Raw genomic sequence first — 14,948 nt, 5'->3', positions numbered from 1 at the left:
CGACCGCCCACGAGACCAGGTACCACACGAGAGCCGCCGCGGCGATGTACCCCGTTACGAGGCCGACGATCGCGAGCTTCCGGCCGACGCCCACCCGGCGGCTGGCGCTGAACCCCAAGTGGCCGAGGAGTATGGCGGCGATCGCGCTGAGAATAGCCAACGGCAGGAACAAGAGCCCCAGGAGCGGCACGATGTTGAATGCCGTGAAGACGAGAGCGACCACTCCGAGGACTGTTGCCGAGGTCGCGAGACCGTTTGAGGCGGGGCGGACGGAGGCCGTCTGGGCGGTCTGCGGGGTGGGCGGCAGTGGGGGGATGGTCACAAGTCGAACCTATCGAGTCACGTGACGGGAGGAAGCGAGCTGGACGGGGAGCGAAACACCGGGCCGACGAGCTCCCCGCGGCTGAGAGAATCGACACGTGACGGACGATCTCCCGCCTCAGGACGGCTCCCGAGACGTCGCCTTCGAGGACCCGGATTGGTCTCCCACGCGTCTTTACGGCCTGTTGTCGCCGGAGGCTCGAGCTCTGTATGAGGTCGTCCCGGGTGCGCAGGAGCTGTTCCGCCCGACCGCGGCCTCCCAGGGGGCGCTGCGGCGGGGACTGCGGCAGGACGACGCTTTCCGCAATCTCCTTCGCGCGGCGATGCAGGGAACCGCCGAGCCGCGTGGGTGGCAGCGCAGCGAGTGGCCCGACGAGGAGGTCGCTCGAGCGGCCGCGGACCCGCAACTGCGCGCCGCCGCGTGGGCAGCGTCGAAGAGCCACGCCCAGATCGACTGGAAAGCGACCTGGAAGAGGCGCCAGCAGAAAGAAACGACGATCCAAGCGGTCTTCGCTTACTCCCTCATGGCCATCCCCACGGCGTTCCTCATCAACATTCCCTGGCTGGCGCTCATCGGGCTAGCGGGAGTGCTCTCCGTGGTGGGATATCTGATCTGGCGTCGGCGTATCGGAAACCAACCGAGACGCGAGCCGCGCCCCGTCCTCCGGGAAGAGAGCGCTCCGCCGAAGGATGACGACTCCCCACGGCCTCTCTTCGTCGTCGAGCGTGCCCCCTCGCAGCATCTCATCGCCCGCGGTACGGGTCTCGTCATCCTCGCGGGCGCGGTCATCCTCGCCGTCACCGCGATCGTCGAAGGCGGCCCCCTCGCCGTCGTCGGGGTCACCATGTGGTTGAGCACCCTCGGCGTTCTCGGTGCGGTCATCTTCGTCTGGGCGCTCTCGGTCGGGCGCGCGCGCATCGTCGGCTTCGATGATCACCTGGTTGTCCGCCCGGGACTGCGCCGCTCGCGGGTGGTCCCCGCGTCCGAGATCGCGTCGCTCGCGTCTCTGTCGGCCGGGCGGCTGCGGGGCAGGGACGCGCGGGGCCGAACGCTGTTCACGACGATGAGCGTCTACGACGACTTCCCCGACCTCGCCGCCTGGCTGAAGGTGAAGACGCCGCAGCAGTGGGCCGACCTTCAACAACGCCGCTGACGCTGTAGCGACGGTCACGGGGTCAGCTGTGGCTAGTGCCAGTCATGCTGCCGCACCTTAGCTGTCGTTGCGACGTCGACCCGACTGCGTTGGGAGGGCGGCCGCCCACGAGACCTCGTATCGCGGCGGGTCCGCTCAGCTGACAACCCCTTCACTATCTCGACGCCCACCACGTCGGCAGAGGCTCAACCACGAGCGCTGTGTTTCGATGCAGCGAATAGTGTGAGTCGGCTGGTGTGTGGCCCATAAAGCGCTTTGGGCGTCGGAAAGTGTGTCGAATTCGCCGACGGGGTGCGCGTTGCTATTGAAGGCTGTCCACACGCCGGCGGGACTTCGACTGATGAAGCCAAAGGGCCTATGGGCGCAGGCCCCGAGCACGAAGTCGTCTTCCACGCAGTTCCAATTCGGCTGCGTGGTGAAACCTCCCGCTCGGAACATGAGTCGCTCCTTTGCGTTTCCGATGTGATGGAGTATTGCACCGATATGGGCCGTGAGAACGTAATTCGCGCCAACAGAACCAAGCGGTCGACGCGTAGAAGGCGAGAGGCCCGGCGGTCTTGCCGCCGGGCCTAGCCGCGGGGAGCTGATCAGGAACCTCCGGCCTAGCCGGGATCGTAGACCACGGCGGGGAAATGTATAGGCCCCCACCGTCAGGGGACTGGCGAGGATCGCCAATCGCGTCCGCCGGCCAGGTATCGGGAGCGCGCGAGAAATGGGCTCGCGTCAGTAATGAATGGACGGACCGTTCGCGATCGGCAGCGAGGGCCGGTAGTGGACGACCTCCGCCTGCACGGTGACGGGGGCGACCGCGGCGGAAACCGCGGGGATGACAGTCAGGGCCGCTCCGACGGCAAGGGCCACGGGAACAGCGGCGGCAACGAGACGGGAAGACCGAAGCGAGTTCGTGAAGGACACGTTTGTTTCCTTTCGATAGGGTTTGGTAAGACGATCGTATAGCCAGTCTTTCCGCTGTTGATGAGGAGTTGGCTGAGAACGTGGGGGCTGAGCGCCTCGCGTGATTCCGCGCAGGCGTCGCTCACGACGCCTGCCGACGAAGCCCGTAGGTCGCGGCGCTTCCGCCCGGGCGCCACTTGATCCCGCGGGCCAGCGGCTCGTCGACGCGGGCGAGAGCGCCGATGCGAGCCCGTGTGTAGCGCCAGGCGCCGCGGCCGGGGAGGATGCGCCGCAGAGCCCTGCTGAACGCGAGCCGGGTCAGCTGATCCGCGGACGGGTGCCGGCGCCGCATCCAGTCGATGTAGATCTCGTGGACCACGACCGTGGGTACGAAGTCCCAGGTGAACTGGTCGGAGTGCTCACGCCAGAACGCCGCGACGTGGGCGTCGGGGGAAGGGGTCGCCACCGTGGCACTCGAGGGGTGCGGCAGAGCCGCGGCGACAGCGTCCCACATGGGCGCGGTGTTCGGATCCGCGCGCAGCTCGGCGGCGTAGCTGTCGAACAGGTCGGAGATCTGCTCGCGGACGCCGTGGAGCGTGGTGAGTCCCTCGAACGAGGCCTTGGGCTCGGACAGGAGTCCGCTGAGCGAGCTGATGGCGGTAGCGATGGTCTGCGTCTGCATGATGCTCCTTCGAGTGGAGATGGGAGTGTGGCCCACCGTTGCGGAGCCATCGGAAACCACCCGTCGGCGGCTTTGCCGTCGCCGGTACCCACAAGCTCGATGGGGCATGATCCGCGTGCAGTCGCAGCCGATGCACGCAGTCCCGATGCAGGCAATCTCGATGCACGCTGGGCTCGCTGGCGGGGCGCAAGGGCTGCGGAAGTACCACGTAGCCGGATGCATCTGGTACGCACCGGCGTCAAACAAATACCAGCTCAGGGGTGATATTTATGCACGCCAGGCTTTGCCACGTACCGGGAGCGATTTTCTTCCGGTACGCACTCCAGACCCCGTTCCCGCCCGGTTTTCCGGGGCTTTTGGAGAGAGAAAGAGTGAATGTACCGGGAGTACCACCTATATCTACAAACTCCACACGTACGCGCATGCGCACACACGTGCATGAGGTTGAGCGCGCCAGGTGGTACACGTGGTACTTCGGCGCAAAAGACCAGGTCAGCGAATGGAATCGAGCGAGTCAGCGTGGTACCGCAGCCGGTACGCCCACGCGCGAACTCGACCTGTATAGGAAGCCTGAACTGGGGTTTTTGCCATTCGACGCGGCGAGCACGCGTACCGGATGCCCTGGTACGCGATGCAGCGAGAGCGGTGAGCGAGACTAAAGCCCCCGAGGAGCAGATGCTCCCCGGGGGCTTCTTGAACCGTTCGCGCGCTGGGCGCCGAGCTCGGGCAGAGTGCGCCATCAGGGGCGCTCTCAGAATCTCCTTCTACCGCTGGTAGGCGAGATGCGGGGTGGGCCAGCCACCCCCGGTCTTAGCAGGGACGGGTGCCGCCCATACCGTTGTCCGCGACGCAGCCACCGCCGCCTCCGATCTGGCCACCCGCGGGGGGACCACCGCTGCCGGGTCGCGAGCCACCGGAGGACCCGGTGTGGGCGATCTCAGCGGTAGCAGCGCCAGCCGTAGGAGGAGCTATAGGTGAGCACGGCGTATGCCCCGGCGCCGTGGTTGATCCGGCAGACGTCGTCCATCGCCGCCTTGCCCGACACGGCGACCGATGACCCGGGCTTCACGCAACGCCACCCGTAGGGGTCGGATGCGTTCACCGTGACCGCAGACCAATCGTTGCCGAGCCACGCCTTGCATGCAGCGGTGATGTTGAGCCCGCCGATGTCCGATGCCGCCTGTGCGGGGCCGGTGAGAACGCTGGCCCCCGCCTCCGGCGCCGCGATGACGCCGACACTTCCGTCAACTGTCAACGACCAGCTCCGCCGCTTGCCGCACGGTCGCAGCGAACTCGTCCTTTCGCGCCTGCGAGATCACTCCCCGCTTGGACGGATGCCAGGTGGTCAGGACCACCGGGCTATCCGTCAGGTACGGCGCGACGTGCCTCCGCCACCCATTGCGGGCGTACGCGCCGCAGAGGACGACCACCTCGAGATAGGGCAGCAGAGTCAGCATCTCTCGCAGGTCCGCGCCACCTTGCGCGAGCTCGGCAGCGTTCGGCTTCACAGACGCGTCCCCGAGGTACCAGGGGACGATGTTCCAGTGCAGCGCCCCATCTGAAAGGTCGGCGGCCGCACGGCAGCGCCACACGAACGCCGCTGTCTCATCGTCGTTATCGACTGAGATGAATCCGGACCCGGAGAGGGGGTTTCCAGCATTGGTCATGGGCCCTGGAGCTTCGAGAACGAAGAGCACCTTCGCGTCGACGCCTGCTTCCGCCGGATCGAACTGAGGGACCGTCACGCCGCGATCTCGCTCGAGGGCGTTCGCCCATGCACGTAGTGGCTGCACGCTCGGCTCGGTGGCCAGCATCGCGAGGCGCTCGGCGACGCGGTTGGGGTGTGCAAACCCGCGGGGATGGTCGAGGAACATGTCCGGATGCTATCGGGCCAGAACAGGTCGCTTCGAGCTAGCCTCGTGGCGGAGAATCACCCAGCACAGCGTTGCCCGAGAAGATGTATCGCTCAGAGGCGAGCTCACATGGGAAAGTTCTAATCCACCGGCCGGCAGGTGAGTCGTATCGTCGAAAGTCGCAGATACGAAGGGGGCTCGTATGGTCTGGGGTGCGGACGAGGCTATGCAGCGTGTGCAGGACGATGTTCGCCGCGCGCAGAGCCGTGCGGAGCGGTACCCAGCTCTGCAATCAGCCCTCGATGGTGTTCGAGGTGGTGCGATCTCGGTTCGACGCGATCTGTCGGTCGAAGTGGATGCGTCGGGGGTTCTGCGAGATCTCCGCATCGGAGACGGTGCTCTCGAACGTGGTGGCGACCGCCTCGCTGGCGAGATTTTCGAGCTAATCAGCAAGGCGACCCGGGAGGCTCGGGCGCGAACGCTCGCGGCCACGACAGAGATCATGGGTGATGACGATCCCATCGTGAAGACCATCGCGGCGGAGCTCGACGCGCGGAACGCAGACGATGACCTCGGGCGCCCCGGAGGCACGCGATGAGCGCGGGGGACATTCGCGTCGACGCGGATCTGTTGCATGAGCACGCAGCACGGATCGAGCAGCTCTCTGGCGACGCCGCGCAGGCGCTGTCCGCACTACAGTCGATCAGTCTCTCCGGCGGGGCGTTCGGAGTGTTGTGCTCGTGGATGGTGCCGCCATTCTCGATGGCCACGGACGCGGTGGGAACCGCAATCCGGGCCGGCGAGGACGTGATTGAGCGAACCGGTGAGGCCGTCCGCGGGATGGCGAGCGATTTCCGGGAGTTCGAAGACTCCGTCATCGACGTCGTACGAAGTCTCGAGCAAGGACTCGGCGGATGAGCGATAACCCCCTGGTCGCGACCGCTGCCGCATCTCAGCCCACGGCGTTTGGCGGGGCATACCTGCTGCAGGACGCGGCCGACCTTTCTCACGCTCTGCAGTCTGGCGACTGGGTCGAAGGGGGAGTGGCAGCTTTCTCCACGGTCTTGGACACCGTCGGCGCTGTCATCGACCCCATCGGAACCCTCATCGCCAACGGGCTGGGTTGGGTGATCGACCACATCGAGCCGCTCCGGGGCTGGCTGCAGGACCTCTCCGGCAACGCCGCCGAGGTGCAGGCGTTCTCGCAGACCTGGGCCAACGCCGCAGGAAAGCTTCAGCAGGTCGGCGGAGACATCGCCCACCGGCTTGGTGACATCGAGGGGATGAGCGGGGAAGCGGTCGACGCCTACCGCGCGCACGGACAGCGCATGGCTGACTCCGTGTCGTCGATGGGAACGTGGGCGAACGCGGTCAGCTCAGGCCTGGAGATCGCGTCTACCCTCGTGCAGGCCGTGTACGAATTGGTCCGCGACGCCATCTCACAGGTGGTGGGAACAGCGATCAGCGCCGCCATCACCACGGCTGCGACAGCGGGCTTCGGCGCACCCGTCGCGGTAGGGCAGATCGTCACAAAGGTCGCCTCCCTGGCGACCAAGGTGGGTCGATTCCTCGAGCACCTGCTGACGTCACTGCGGCGCGCGGTTCCTCTCATCGACAAGCTCGCCGGAGCAGCAAGCAAGGTCGCCGGCCACATAGCCGACTGGCTCCGGGGCTTCCGCCCCGGCGCAGCGCCGTCGAAGGTGGAAGTCACCCCCGTCGTGCACCCGCCTGCGTCCTTCGGGGTAGCCCCGCGGATGCAGTATCGAAAGACCTTTCTCGAAGCGCACCCCGAGATTGCGCCTGGTGATGTGACGGTGCACCATGCCGTTGAGCAGCAAGTCCTCGTCAACATTCCGGGCCTCGTGACTCCAAGCCAGATGCATTCCCTTGAGAATTTGCGGGGAATCCCAAATGAGATAAATTCGCCCCTTCACCTCAAGACCATTCGCAGAGAATGGGATGTATTCTACGAAATGAACCCGGACCCATCGGTTCAAGACCTGCTCGACCACGCGACATACATCGACGACAAATACGGACACCTCTTTATCCCGCCGATTCGATGAGTTGATAGGCTGACTACCATGACGTACACGCGAGTCCAGCTGGAAGTGCCCTTCAGCTACGGCGACAAGGCGGTCATCGACCAAGACCCTTCGCACCGGCGTCATGGGCGGAAGCCTTACATCACTATCGACCTGAACGTGCTCGAGCTTCCGGTGCCCGATCTGAGCACGGTCTACGGCGCCTACCTCGCTACGCCTGAGCTCGCTGCTCAGTTGCGACAGTTCTCAGGGCTCAGGGAACGCCAGTTTACCCTCGGGCTCGACCCCCAGGCCGAAGAGCTGGGGCAGTTCGAGGGTAAAGAAATTCCCGAACTCATTTGCTTCGAGGCGATCGGCGATTTTCCTCGCGACGACTTCGCGCTACGCGAGAAGGTTCCCGGCCTGCTCATTTCCGAGCGAGCGTGGGATGTCATCAAGCGCTTCAACATCGGTGAAGCCGACGTCGAAGCCTACGAGCCAAATTCGTAGACGCCCCATGGTTCCCGCCTGATGAGGAGTCCGCATGACCACGCCTCCTCGCGCCATCCCTTCATGAGCAGGCGAGAGTGGTGAATGTCGCGCAAGGGCTCGCAGCGATTCAGAAGGGGCAGCAGCTTGCAGGTCACTTCCCCACCGACGCGATGCTGGATCGCGCTCGGCGAGTCCTCAGCGGCGAGCTCAGCCCAGACGAGGCTGAGGCCGAGATAAACGATGCGCTCGCGCGCATTGTCGCCCGCGAGAAGGGCGCCACGCGCGACGGCTGACCACTCTTACATGGTCTGCAGCAGTCGCGGTGTGCTTGGAGATGAGCTTGGTCCAGTCACCAAGACGAGCGTGACCACCGGACAAAACGTGTCCGCCACCAGCGGATCGCTAGTAGCAGCTCGGAGCCGATTTTCGATCGACGCGGTCAGATGTATCTGTGGATCGCCCAACTACGCCCTCTCTTGCCGGTGCTCGGCCGGCAGCGATTTGTAGGCCAGGAGTTGAATGTAACCGCAGGCACATCGGGCCGACCAAGAGCTAGGTCATGGCCTCGCACACAGATGGGCCCCGAAGCGCATTTGCGCCTCCAAGGGCCCACCGAGGTGTGCGCGACGATCCAAGCCCGTCGCTCGAGAGCAATCCTAGTGGTGCTGAAAGTCCTGGGCGGGCGACAAGTGCACGTAGCCCAGGGATACCCGGGTACTGCTCGACGCTATGGAGCGGTGACCGGGTACTCGGTTTACTTCAGGTACTAGCCGAGATTCGTTCGTAGCCGGAGAGATGCTGACCATCCCTTGGCAGACGCCACCCGTCCACTAGGTGCGTCATCTGCTCGCGTTCGAGCGCCGGATCGCCGTGCCAGTACCGTCGAGCCGCACGCCACTCGCCGGTCAACGCAATCGCCTGGGCCAACTCCCGAGAGAAGGTCGGGCCAACAACTAGACGAGTAACGCCCAGTGAGGCCTGTTCTTTCGCCCACCACGCGTACAGCCCTTCTAGAAGCGGGTATGGAACGAATGATGTTGCAAATCGAGGAAGGAACAGTAGTACGAAGCAGAGGACGTCTTGGTCCGCCTTGCCCTCGCGGAGTTTGGCGGTCCTCTCTTTGGTGGGAGGAAACAAAGTGTCGAGGCGCGCGAGTAAGCGATCAGTGCTCTGTTCGACGGCGTCAAGAGTCGCCGAGCGCAGTCCCAGTAGCTCGACGGATTCTTGGGCACGAGCGTCCCCAGGCGCGAGCGGCCGAGTCACTGTCAGCCACGTCTCTTTCGCGCAGTCATACTTCTCCAGCAGGCAGAGGCCTACGGCCAGGCCGTGTCGGCGCGCGAACTGCAGTGCGCGAAACGTCGTGGTGTCCACGCTCCGCGCCACGAACAGGATGCGGGGAGAGCAGCGTACGTCGGAGGGAAGACGGAGCCCGAACCGCCGGTGGAAAGCTGCGGCGAGGGTGAGGGAATCTTCGCCGACTGCGTGTGCCTGCGCTCGATAGGTGGCGTAGATGGCGTCCAATGCCTCGCGGTCCAGCTCGGCCACCCAAGCGCTGTAAGACACGGCTTGTCCGATCGCCGTGGCTGGCAGCCGGTCCCGCTTGACCTCTATGACCGTTGGGTGAGCGTGCGAGTCGAGTGCGAGCAAATCGAGAATGCGTCCTTCGGATGTGACCACCTGACGACCGATGATGAGTAGGTCGTCTTGGAGCAGTTCCGGACATGTCTCGATCAACTGCTCGAGGGTCGCCTCACGCTCAAACCCACTAGACGCGACCAGGGTGGCGCCGTCCGCCGTCAATCGCCAAAGCGGGGGTTTCATCGACATCTCAAATCCAGTCCTGTCTCGACTCATCTGCATAGATCTTCGGCTCCAGCCCGGTGGCTGTGGCGTGACCAACACCGTAGGCGTGTAGGCGCGAGCGTGGGCGAGGACTGATCACTCGAGGAGTGACCGTGCCCTGGCCAGGTGCTGGTCCCTTTGCGGTCGAGGACTGAGTCCATAGGCCCCAAAACGAAGAGGCAATGGCCGAAAACCGGACTGTGGCCACATGGAGGCCAGCCCGTGGCCGTCAAGTGACCAGTTTGCGGTCACGATCTGGACCAAAGCAAAATTGATGCCGGCGAAAAATATCCGGCTAATTCAAAGGATCGGCCCGCGAGCGCAGTCCTTTTCACGAAGCATCTTTCGCAATACGGCCATCGAGTTGGGCCAGGTGCATTTCAGGTCTGGGTCCGACTCTTCCTCACCAGGATCGCCTTGAGCGCGCCGATCTCGCCGCCCTGGCGGAACCACTCGACGGGTGACTGAGCGCCAAACGACTCCATCTCTGACTGCTTAGTCGACATGAGGCCGGCCAACGAGATCCAGTTCATGGTTCCAACCAGCTCGATGATTTCCGGGAGGTGAGGCAGTAGCTTGCCCGGCGACGAGAGGCTGAACTGCCACATGGGGAATCGACGCATGCCGGCGACCTCAACAGCGTGAAGCTTCCTGGTTTCCACGGCGTGATCGAGCTCGGCGGCTTTGAGATCGAGAAAGCCCCGAACGTCGTCGTTCGACATGCTGCTATAGACGTGCGCCACGAGCGTGTTCGCCACTACCGCTGGGAGGGAGCCTCGCCGAACCTTATCGCTGATATCTGTCAACTCTTCTCGCGTGAAGGCTCCGGATGCGACGAGAACGTCGGCCTCTGCGCCCGACAGCGGGGGCTCATCGCTGATCGGTCGCTCTGCAAGAAGCGCTTCCGTGAGCAGGCGGGCGATGTAGTCGCCGTCGCCGTTCACTCTGGTGATCGCATTCTCGAGCGCGTTCATCGCTTCTCTGCTGGGACGGGGCACTATGCGGTGCGTGTGCACAAATCTGCTCTCCGGGTTTGTCATATCGACAGGCTACGAGTTCCTCCGCAGGGCGGGAGGGGAACTGTGTGAGTTGCCCCTCCCATCCTGCTCAGAGCTCGAGGCCTCCAGCCTCTTTGTCCGTGGGTATGGTCAAGAATTCCTTCTCGATCCCAAGCTCGCTGCGCATTCTGTTCACATCCGCCTCGTATCTCGCACGCAAAGGGTGGCCACCAGCCTTGGTCCTATCGAGCCAGCGTTCGAAGAAGGGCGGCACCGCGCTGAGACGTGCAGCCAATTGACTAATCCTCTCGCGATCCGATTCCACTGCTGCGACGGCGTTCTGTGCCGATTCATGCAATTCGCGTGCGTGTTTCCAGGCTTTTCGAACTGCTTCGGATTGTTGCGCCGACATCGCACGGCTTTGGAGGACCTCATTCTCACGCGCAGTCGCTCGTTTTTCCCGTTCCGCAACCAGTCTTTCCTCCTCATCTAATCGAATCGCGCGTTCTGCCATCTCGCGCTTCATCCTCGTGCTGATGTCGCGCTCGAACTCGAGTTCGGTCGCGGTTCGATGGAGTTGTATCGCTCTGGCCTGAAATTCACTGCTGCTGAGATGCTCTTTCGAGCGTTCTGTAACGCGATACTCAACGTCGTATCCCTCTGCGGCGACTGCATTCCTGACGTCCCGATGTTGGCGTTTGAGGTCGGCGGGCCCTTTGAAGAACTCTTTCTGAGCCAAACGACCGTCTGAAGTCACCGGAGTCATCATCAACTGCAGCCCCGGGTTGACCTCATCTAGATGCATCGACATCCCGACGATGTTCCGCTGCCCAAACTCGGTTTGAGCCCACTGCACTACCGCGCGAGTGTACTTCGCAGCATCGGCGTTCAAGCCTTCCTCGCGCCAGCCGGGATTGTGCTGATCGAACCACTTAGGGTCTAGTTGGAGCACCACACCGCGGATGAGCACGGCATCTTTACGCAGCGACTTCGAGACTGTGCTCAATCGCCGCCGAAGGTAGTCATCGAACTCGTCGCTCGGAGGCCGTCCGTCGATCGACTCCGGGCGCCTGAAGCCGCCGTTCCCATCGTTGACAAATGTGCTGTTGAGTCGCGTCCGCTCCACTGCGATATTCGGATTCTTCTGGGGGAATGAGAAGCCGGCCGCTTGATCGACGTCTCTGGCGATGTGTCGGAAGAACGCTTTGGCGTGCCCGCCGCGTCCCACCTTGTGGGACACGTCGTAGGTCATCGTGTAACTCATCCTTCGTTCCCATCGACCCCGTTCGTGGTCTGTTCCGTCCTCGACGCAACAGACCACGAAGCCACCGGCGGCTCTCCCGAGGGGCTTCTCCTGTCGCTCACTCGAACAGCACCCTGATTCCTTCGGAGTGTGGTGTTCTCCTTCGCGTCAAAAGAAGGTGTAGCCCCATACACTTCTGAACCCGCTGCGCTCGTCAGAAGCTCCTGGCGCCCTCCGGGGGCCGCTGCGCGGGCACACGCCCTCCGCCGCGATACCCAACAATCGGCGCCCATCAGATGCCGCCTGTCAGCTGCGCAATTGCACCAGCGCGCTCGATGCGTGTCTTGTCCGATATCACCGCGCAAGCAGTCGAGTGGTGGATGTCCGGACCCTCCGGGCATCCCGACCCACACGAACACATCGCGCCCCGTTGAGCACTATCCGCGATAGTGCGGTGCCGCTGCTCGAGCAGAACCACCTGACGCCGAAGAACCGCATCGCGATCGGCTGCCGCCGCCTGCTCTGGAGTAAGCACTTCAATCGAGGCGAGCAACTCGCCGACCACCTCGGCGCTTCCGCGCGTCGGACTCGCGCGAAGCCTGTCGTGCTGGTCGAGCATCGGGCCCAACAGGACCTGACCGATCTCGTGAGTGGCTGCCTCGCGCTGTGCGTCGTCCTCGATCGAGTCGAGGGCAGAGGAGATCTGTCGCATGCTGGCCTTCATGCGCGCGACCGTCTGGTAAGACAGGAAGTCGTCCGTGTCGCTTACTACCCCCCGGTTAAGCAACATCTCGATGCTGTCGACGGTCACTTCGAACACAACTGGGAAGCGACCCCACGACTGATTACGATCTTCCGCGTGGTGGCGTTTGCCGCCCCTATCGATGTACTCACCTGCCAGACCATCGAGGAACTCGGCATAGGGCGTTGTCTTGGTGATGATGTTGACCGTGTGAACCAGACGAGTCGTTCCGTATTTGATGTTCACGTCAGTCGCGCTGGGGTGATCATCGAACACCTGCCAAACGGAGGAGCGACCACCCAAAGCCTCCATAAGGTCTAGTGCGTTGTAGTCGTCCCAGATGATGACCGGCTGGCCCGCATAGTTCTGGAGCGGCGCTCGGGGGTCGGTAGCCACGTGGTAACACTCAGCTGCATCGAGCCCGCGAAAGAGGGATCTCGCGAACAGCTTCGCGAGCGTGGTTTTCCCCGTGCGGCCCTTTCGCGGGTCGTCCGCTTTGCCGCCCATGAAGTAATTAGTGCGGTGTCGCGGGGCCGGCTGGTGAAGCCGACTATCTTGTTGAAGCTTCTGGAGATGCGTGAGATCTGCCACATAGACCTCCGGTTCGTTCTCGCGGACCCACTTCAGCGAGACCTCTCCGCGCATTATCCTCAAGCGCACTTCGTCGCGCGTCCGAGTAGCGGAAGATCCGCGCCGAACGCCGCGCGAGCGCGATGCAATGTGGCGGTCCAGCTCCGAGGAGAAGTCGAAGTTCGCAACCACGACCGAGCGGTCGTACTGATGCTTACCGGACTGCTTTCGGTTCTCGTGCGTGAGGTACTCACCGAAGTCGAAAAACGCTTTCTCTCTCGCGCCGTTGCCGCGATACTCGCCCTCCTCGCTCGGAATTTTCACCCGAGCTGAGGGGATCATCAGCCAGTTCGAAATTTGACGGATCGAGTAGTTGTCCTCGCACTGCAGCACCACGTGCACGTGCAGCGGCTTCAGGTCACCCACCTCGACCTGGCGCCCCTTCGACTTCTGATGTTCCACGTCCGCAGCATCGAACTGATCCTTATCGTGCCAGGCGTAAGCCCACCGCTTGATCGACGTCCTCTGGAGTCCACGGTCGAGTTGGGCCTGCGTCATCATGACTTCACGGGTCTCGGCATGCTGCGCGTACTGCATGACCGAGAACACCCGAGCGGTCCGTGTAGCTCGCTTTTTCTGGTGTTCAGTTTCGACCGACCTTAAGCGCTCGAAGAAGACGCGAGCGGAATCGAGGTTCGCAGCCTCACTAACCTCACAAACCTCAGTAACGAGCGGGGGGCACCCAAGGAGGCCCCCCGCGGACAGTTGCTGACTAGTGGTGGGTGGAGCCTCACAAACCTCAGAAGTTCGCGATTCGATCAAGGCGTGAGCAAGTTCGTTGGTCACGCAGCGGCTCCCAGGATTACCGCGAGCCGTTCTCGCTGAGCCTCTGTCAGCCGCGGCGCGGCCTCTACAACTCGAGAGATTGCGGACTCTACCGCGCGGTCGGCTGACGGCCGACCGACCACGGGAGTACTCATCGCATCAAGGTGTTCAGGGCGAACAAAGATGCGGCGACCCACGCGTTGTGACGGCAACGAGCCGTCTGACACGCGCTTTCTAAGGGTGGAGTAGCCGATGCGATGCAGGCGAGCAGCTTCGCTGAGGGTGAGGCGAGCATGTGGGGGCGATACGGTGAGAGCAGGCACTTGCCGCTCCTCTCTTGAGAGAAGAGCACCTGCACATCTCGTGGGGCGCCTGCCGGCGCGTTTTCCCACCAGAACCGCGAGTGGGCGGTTCGCCATTCACCAGTGTCAACCGATCGAGCTCACTGCGTGCTGGTGATTACGCTGACTCGAGGCTTTGGAGTTGTATTCAGCAGGAGGGATCCAACCCCGGGATCCTGCCGGGTGCGATCCGGTTCTCGGATCGCTCAAAACGTAGCACGAGTGAGCGCTCTGTCGCATTTTGGGTCTCGTATACGAGCAGAATGCAGGGGCCATCCCTCGTGCGTCTGTGACGCTAGAGAGCTCGTGTAGGGGTCACACGTGCACTAGGCGCTTCCCCGACTATCGGATGGACACCTGGCGGCGGCGCCATCGCCGAACAGCCAGCACTTGCTGCTGTGACAGTCTCGACCTGAGCAGGGAGGAGTACGCAACCTCCGCTTTCGGATCGCGTGGACAAGCGTGCTCAGCAGCCAGAAAAACTCAGCGTAGATACACGCTGTAGCCGGTCCTTCTTGTACCGCCACCCGTAAGGCCAACGCCGCCGACACGAGCCGACTCGACGAGCAAGCGACGCGCAGCCCAGTAGCGGGGCAAGGTGGATAGGGGAGTCCACGACCTCCCTATCCACCTCCGAGAACCCAGTCGAGCGAGCGCCGATCAGCCGCCGCACGAGGCCTTCATCACAGCTGCTCCAAGCAGTGCAGCAACGATTACCAGCAACAGGCCCACTAACGCGAATGCTGCAACGCGTGTGCTCCGTGCGGCGCGGTGGTGCTTGTTGTTATCCAGGAGGATGTCGAAGCCCGCGAGGATGGGCACCGCGATGACCGCAGCAATTGCGCTGAGACTCGCCGCGTCAATCAGGCTTCCGGTCACCCGCGCCGTTCCCATGATGGAGACGGCTGTCGAGAGTGCGACGAACCAGGCCACCGCGGCGATCGGTAAAAGGAACCAGACTCCGTAT

At 63.4% G+C, this 14,948-nt stretch carries 16 protein-coding genes and 1 pseudogene; 6 read left to right on the top strand and 11 right to left on the bottom strand.

Annotation, left to right across the window (positions count from 1 at the left end; translation table 11 throughout):
• A pseudogene (locus BLS25_RS11430) lies at nt 1–322 on the bottom strand (hypothetical protein); the annotation flags it as partial.
• Between the two features lie 97 nt (nt 323–419).
• Between BLS25_RS11430 and BLS25_RS11425 the strand changes: the two are divergent.
• Nucleotides 420–1,475 (top strand): hypothetical protein, encoded by a 1,056-nt coding sequence (locus tag BLS25_RS11425; protein WP_074695770.1) that lies wholly within the window; start codon nt 420–422, stop codon nt 1,473–1,475.
• A 723-nt stretch (nt 1,476–2,198) separates the two neighbouring features.
• Here the strand turns inward: BLS25_RS11425 and BLS25_RS11420 are convergent.
• The 4 genes from BLS25_RS11420 to BLS25_RS11405 all read right to left on the bottom strand — a co-directional run bounded on the left by BLS25_RS11420 (nt 2,199) and on the right by BLS25_RS11405 (nt 4,925).
• Entirely contained in the window at nt 2,199–2,390 is a 192-nt protein-coding gene (locus BLS25_RS11420; RefSeq protein ID WP_074695768.1) for a hypothetical protein, read from the bottom strand.
• A 121-nt stretch (nt 2,391–2,511) separates the two neighbouring features.
• Nucleotides 2,512–3,051: a primase-like DNA-binding domain-containing protein gene (locus tag BLS25_RS11415; RefSeq protein WP_074695766.1), complete on the bottom strand. Its 540-nt coding sequence runs from the start codon at nt 3,049–3,051 to the stop codon at nt 2,512–2,514.
• Between the two features lie 937 nt (nt 3,052–3,988).
• On the bottom strand, nt 3,989–4,306 hold the full coding sequence (locus tag BLS25_RS11410; protein ID WP_074695764.1) for a hypothetical protein: 318 nt from the start codon (nt 4,304–4,306) through the stop codon (nt 3,989–3,991).
• A complete protein-coding gene (locus BLS25_RS11405) occupies nt 4,296–4,925 on the bottom strand; it encodes a uracil-DNA glycosylase (RefSeq protein ID WP_176786357.1) in 630 nt (209 codons plus the stop codon). Before BLS25_RS11405 ends, BLS25_RS11410 begins: the two co-directional genes overlap by 11 nt.
• A 205-nt stretch (nt 4,926–5,130) precedes the next feature.
• Between BLS25_RS11405 and BLS25_RS16685 the strand changes: the two genes are divergently transcribed.
• The 5 genes from BLS25_RS16685 (at nt 5,131) to BLS25_RS11380 (ending at nt 7,713) form a co-directional block, all read left to right on the top strand.
• Nucleotides 5,131–5,502: a hypothetical protein gene (locus tag BLS25_RS16685; RefSeq protein WP_143017923.1), complete on the top strand. Its 372-nt coding sequence runs from the start codon at nt 5,131–5,133 to the stop codon at nt 5,500–5,502.
• The gene (locus BLS25_RS11395) at nt 5,499–5,822 is read left to right on the top strand and encodes a hypothetical protein (RefSeq protein ID WP_074695761.1); all 324 of its coding nucleotides are present in this window, start codon (nt 5,499–5,501) and stop codon (nt 5,820–5,822) included. The genes BLS25_RS16685 and BLS25_RS11395 overlap by 4 nt, the downstream gene beginning before the upstream one ends.
• Nucleotides 5,819–6,970 carry a WXG100 family type VII secretion target gene (locus BLS25_RS11390; protein ID WP_074695759.1) on the top strand — a complete coding sequence of 384 codons (1,152 nt, stop codon included), beginning with the start codon at nt 5,819–5,821 and terminating at the stop codon, nt 6,968–6,970. Before BLS25_RS11395 ends, BLS25_RS11390 begins: the two co-directional genes overlap by 4 nt.
• A gap of 18 nt (nt 6,971–6,988) precedes the next feature.
• Nucleotides 6,989–7,438 (top strand): hypothetical protein, encoded by a 450-nt coding sequence (locus BLS25_RS11385; RefSeq protein ID WP_074695757.1) that lies wholly within the window; start codon nt 6,989–6,991, stop codon nt 7,436–7,438.
• Nucleotides 7,439–7,515: 77 nt separating this feature from the next.
• Complete coding sequence (locus BLS25_RS11380) at nt 7,516–7,713, top strand: antitoxin VbhA family protein (protein ID WP_074695755.1); 198 nt, start codon at nt 7,516–7,518, stop codon at nt 7,711–7,713.
• A 466-nt stretch (nt 7,714–8,179) separates the two neighbouring features.
• Here BLS25_RS11380 and BLS25_RS11375 read toward each other — a convergent pair whose 3' ends face one another.
• The 6 genes from BLS25_RS11375 to BLS25_RS11350 all read right to left on the bottom strand — a co-directional run bounded on the left by BLS25_RS11375 (nt 8,180) and on the right by BLS25_RS11350 (nt 14,914).
• Nucleotides 8,180–9,247: a PDDEXK family nuclease gene (locus BLS25_RS11375; protein ID WP_074695753.1), complete on the bottom strand. Its 1,068-nt coding sequence runs from the start codon at nt 9,245–9,247 to the stop codon at nt 8,180–8,182.
• Between the two features lie 395 nt (nt 9,248–9,642).
• Nucleotides 9,643–10,302 (bottom strand): hypothetical protein, encoded by a 660-nt coding sequence (locus tag BLS25_RS11370; RefSeq protein WP_143017922.1) that lies wholly within the window; start codon nt 10,300–10,302, stop codon nt 9,643–9,645.
• 67 nt (nt 10,303–10,369) lie between these two features.
• Nucleotides 10,370–11,512, bottom strand: coding sequence for a plasmid recombination protein (locus BLS25_RS11365; RefSeq protein ID WP_176786356.1), 1,143 nt, complete (start codon nt 11,510–11,512; stop codon nt 10,370–10,372).
• Nucleotides 11,513–11,795: 283 nt separating this feature from the next.
• Entirely contained in the window at nt 11,796–13,412 is a 1,617-nt protein-coding gene (locus BLS25_RS11360; protein ID WP_143017921.1) for a Rep family protein, read from the bottom strand.
• Between the two features lie 245 nt (nt 13,413–13,657).
• Nucleotides 13,658–14,059, bottom strand: coding sequence for a helix-turn-helix domain-containing protein (locus BLS25_RS17290; RefSeq protein WP_371129335.1), 402 nt, complete (start codon nt 14,057–14,059; stop codon nt 13,658–13,660).
• Between the two features lie 582 nt (nt 14,060–14,641).
• Entirely contained in the window at nt 14,642–14,914 is a 273-nt protein-coding gene (locus BLS25_RS11350) for a hypothetical protein (protein ID WP_074695743.1), read from the bottom strand.
• Nucleotides 14,915–14,948 lie beyond the last annotated feature (34 nt).

Origin of the sequence: Microbacterium testaceum StLB037, from assembly GCF_900104345.1 — a bacterium.
Taxonomy (GTDB): Bacteria; Actinomycetota; Actinomycetes; order Actinomycetales; family Microbacteriaceae; genus Microbacterium; species Microbacterium testaceum_A.
This window is presented reverse-complemented; position numbering and strand designations above follow the sequence as displayed.

Excerpts from the sequence above, each read along its gene's own strand:
- BLS25_RS11415 (WP_074695766.1), bottom strand. The coding sequence starts at position 3,051 with ATGCAGACGCAGACCATCGCTACCGCCATCAGCTCGCTCAGCGGACTC.
- BLS25_RS11405 (WP_176786357.1), bottom strand. The coding sequence starts at position 4,925 with ATGTTCCTCGACCATCCCCGCGGGTTTGCACACCCCAACCGCGTCGCC.
- BLS25_RS16685 (WP_143017923.1), top strand. The coding sequence starts at position 5,131 with ATGCAGCGTGTGCAGGACGATGTTCGCCGCGCGCAGAGCCGTGCGGAG.
- BLS25_RS11395 (WP_074695761.1), top strand. The coding sequence starts at position 5,499 with ATGAGCGCGGGGGACATTCGCGTCGACGCGGATCTGTTGCATGAGCAC.
- BLS25_RS11390 (WP_074695759.1), top strand. The coding sequence starts at position 5,819 with ATGAGCGATAACCCCCTGGTCGCGACCGCTGCCGCATCTCAGCCCACG.
- BLS25_RS11385 (WP_074695757.1), top strand. The coding sequence starts at position 6,989 with ATGACGTACACGCGAGTCCAGCTGGAAGTGCCCTTCAGCTACGGCGAC.
- BLS25_RS11375 (WP_074695753.1), bottom strand. The coding sequence starts at position 9,247 with ATGTCGATGAAACCCCCGCTTTGGCGATTGACGGCGGACGGCGCCACC.
- BLS25_RS11370 (WP_143017922.1), bottom strand. The coding sequence starts at position 10,302 with ATGACAAACCCGGAGAGCAGATTTGTGCACACGCACCGCATAGTGCCC.
- BLS25_RS11365 (WP_176786356.1), bottom strand. The coding sequence starts at position 11,512 with ATGACCTACGACGTGTCCCACAAGGTGGGACGCGGCGGGCACGCCAAA.
- BLS25_RS11360 (WP_143017921.1), bottom strand. The coding sequence starts at position 13,412 with ATGCAGTACGCGCAGCATGCCGAGACCCGTGAAGTCATGATGACGCAG.
- BLS25_RS17290 (WP_371129335.1), bottom strand. The coding sequence starts at position 14,059 with ATGGCGAACCGCCCACTCGCGGTTCTGGTGGGAAAACGCGCCGGCAGG.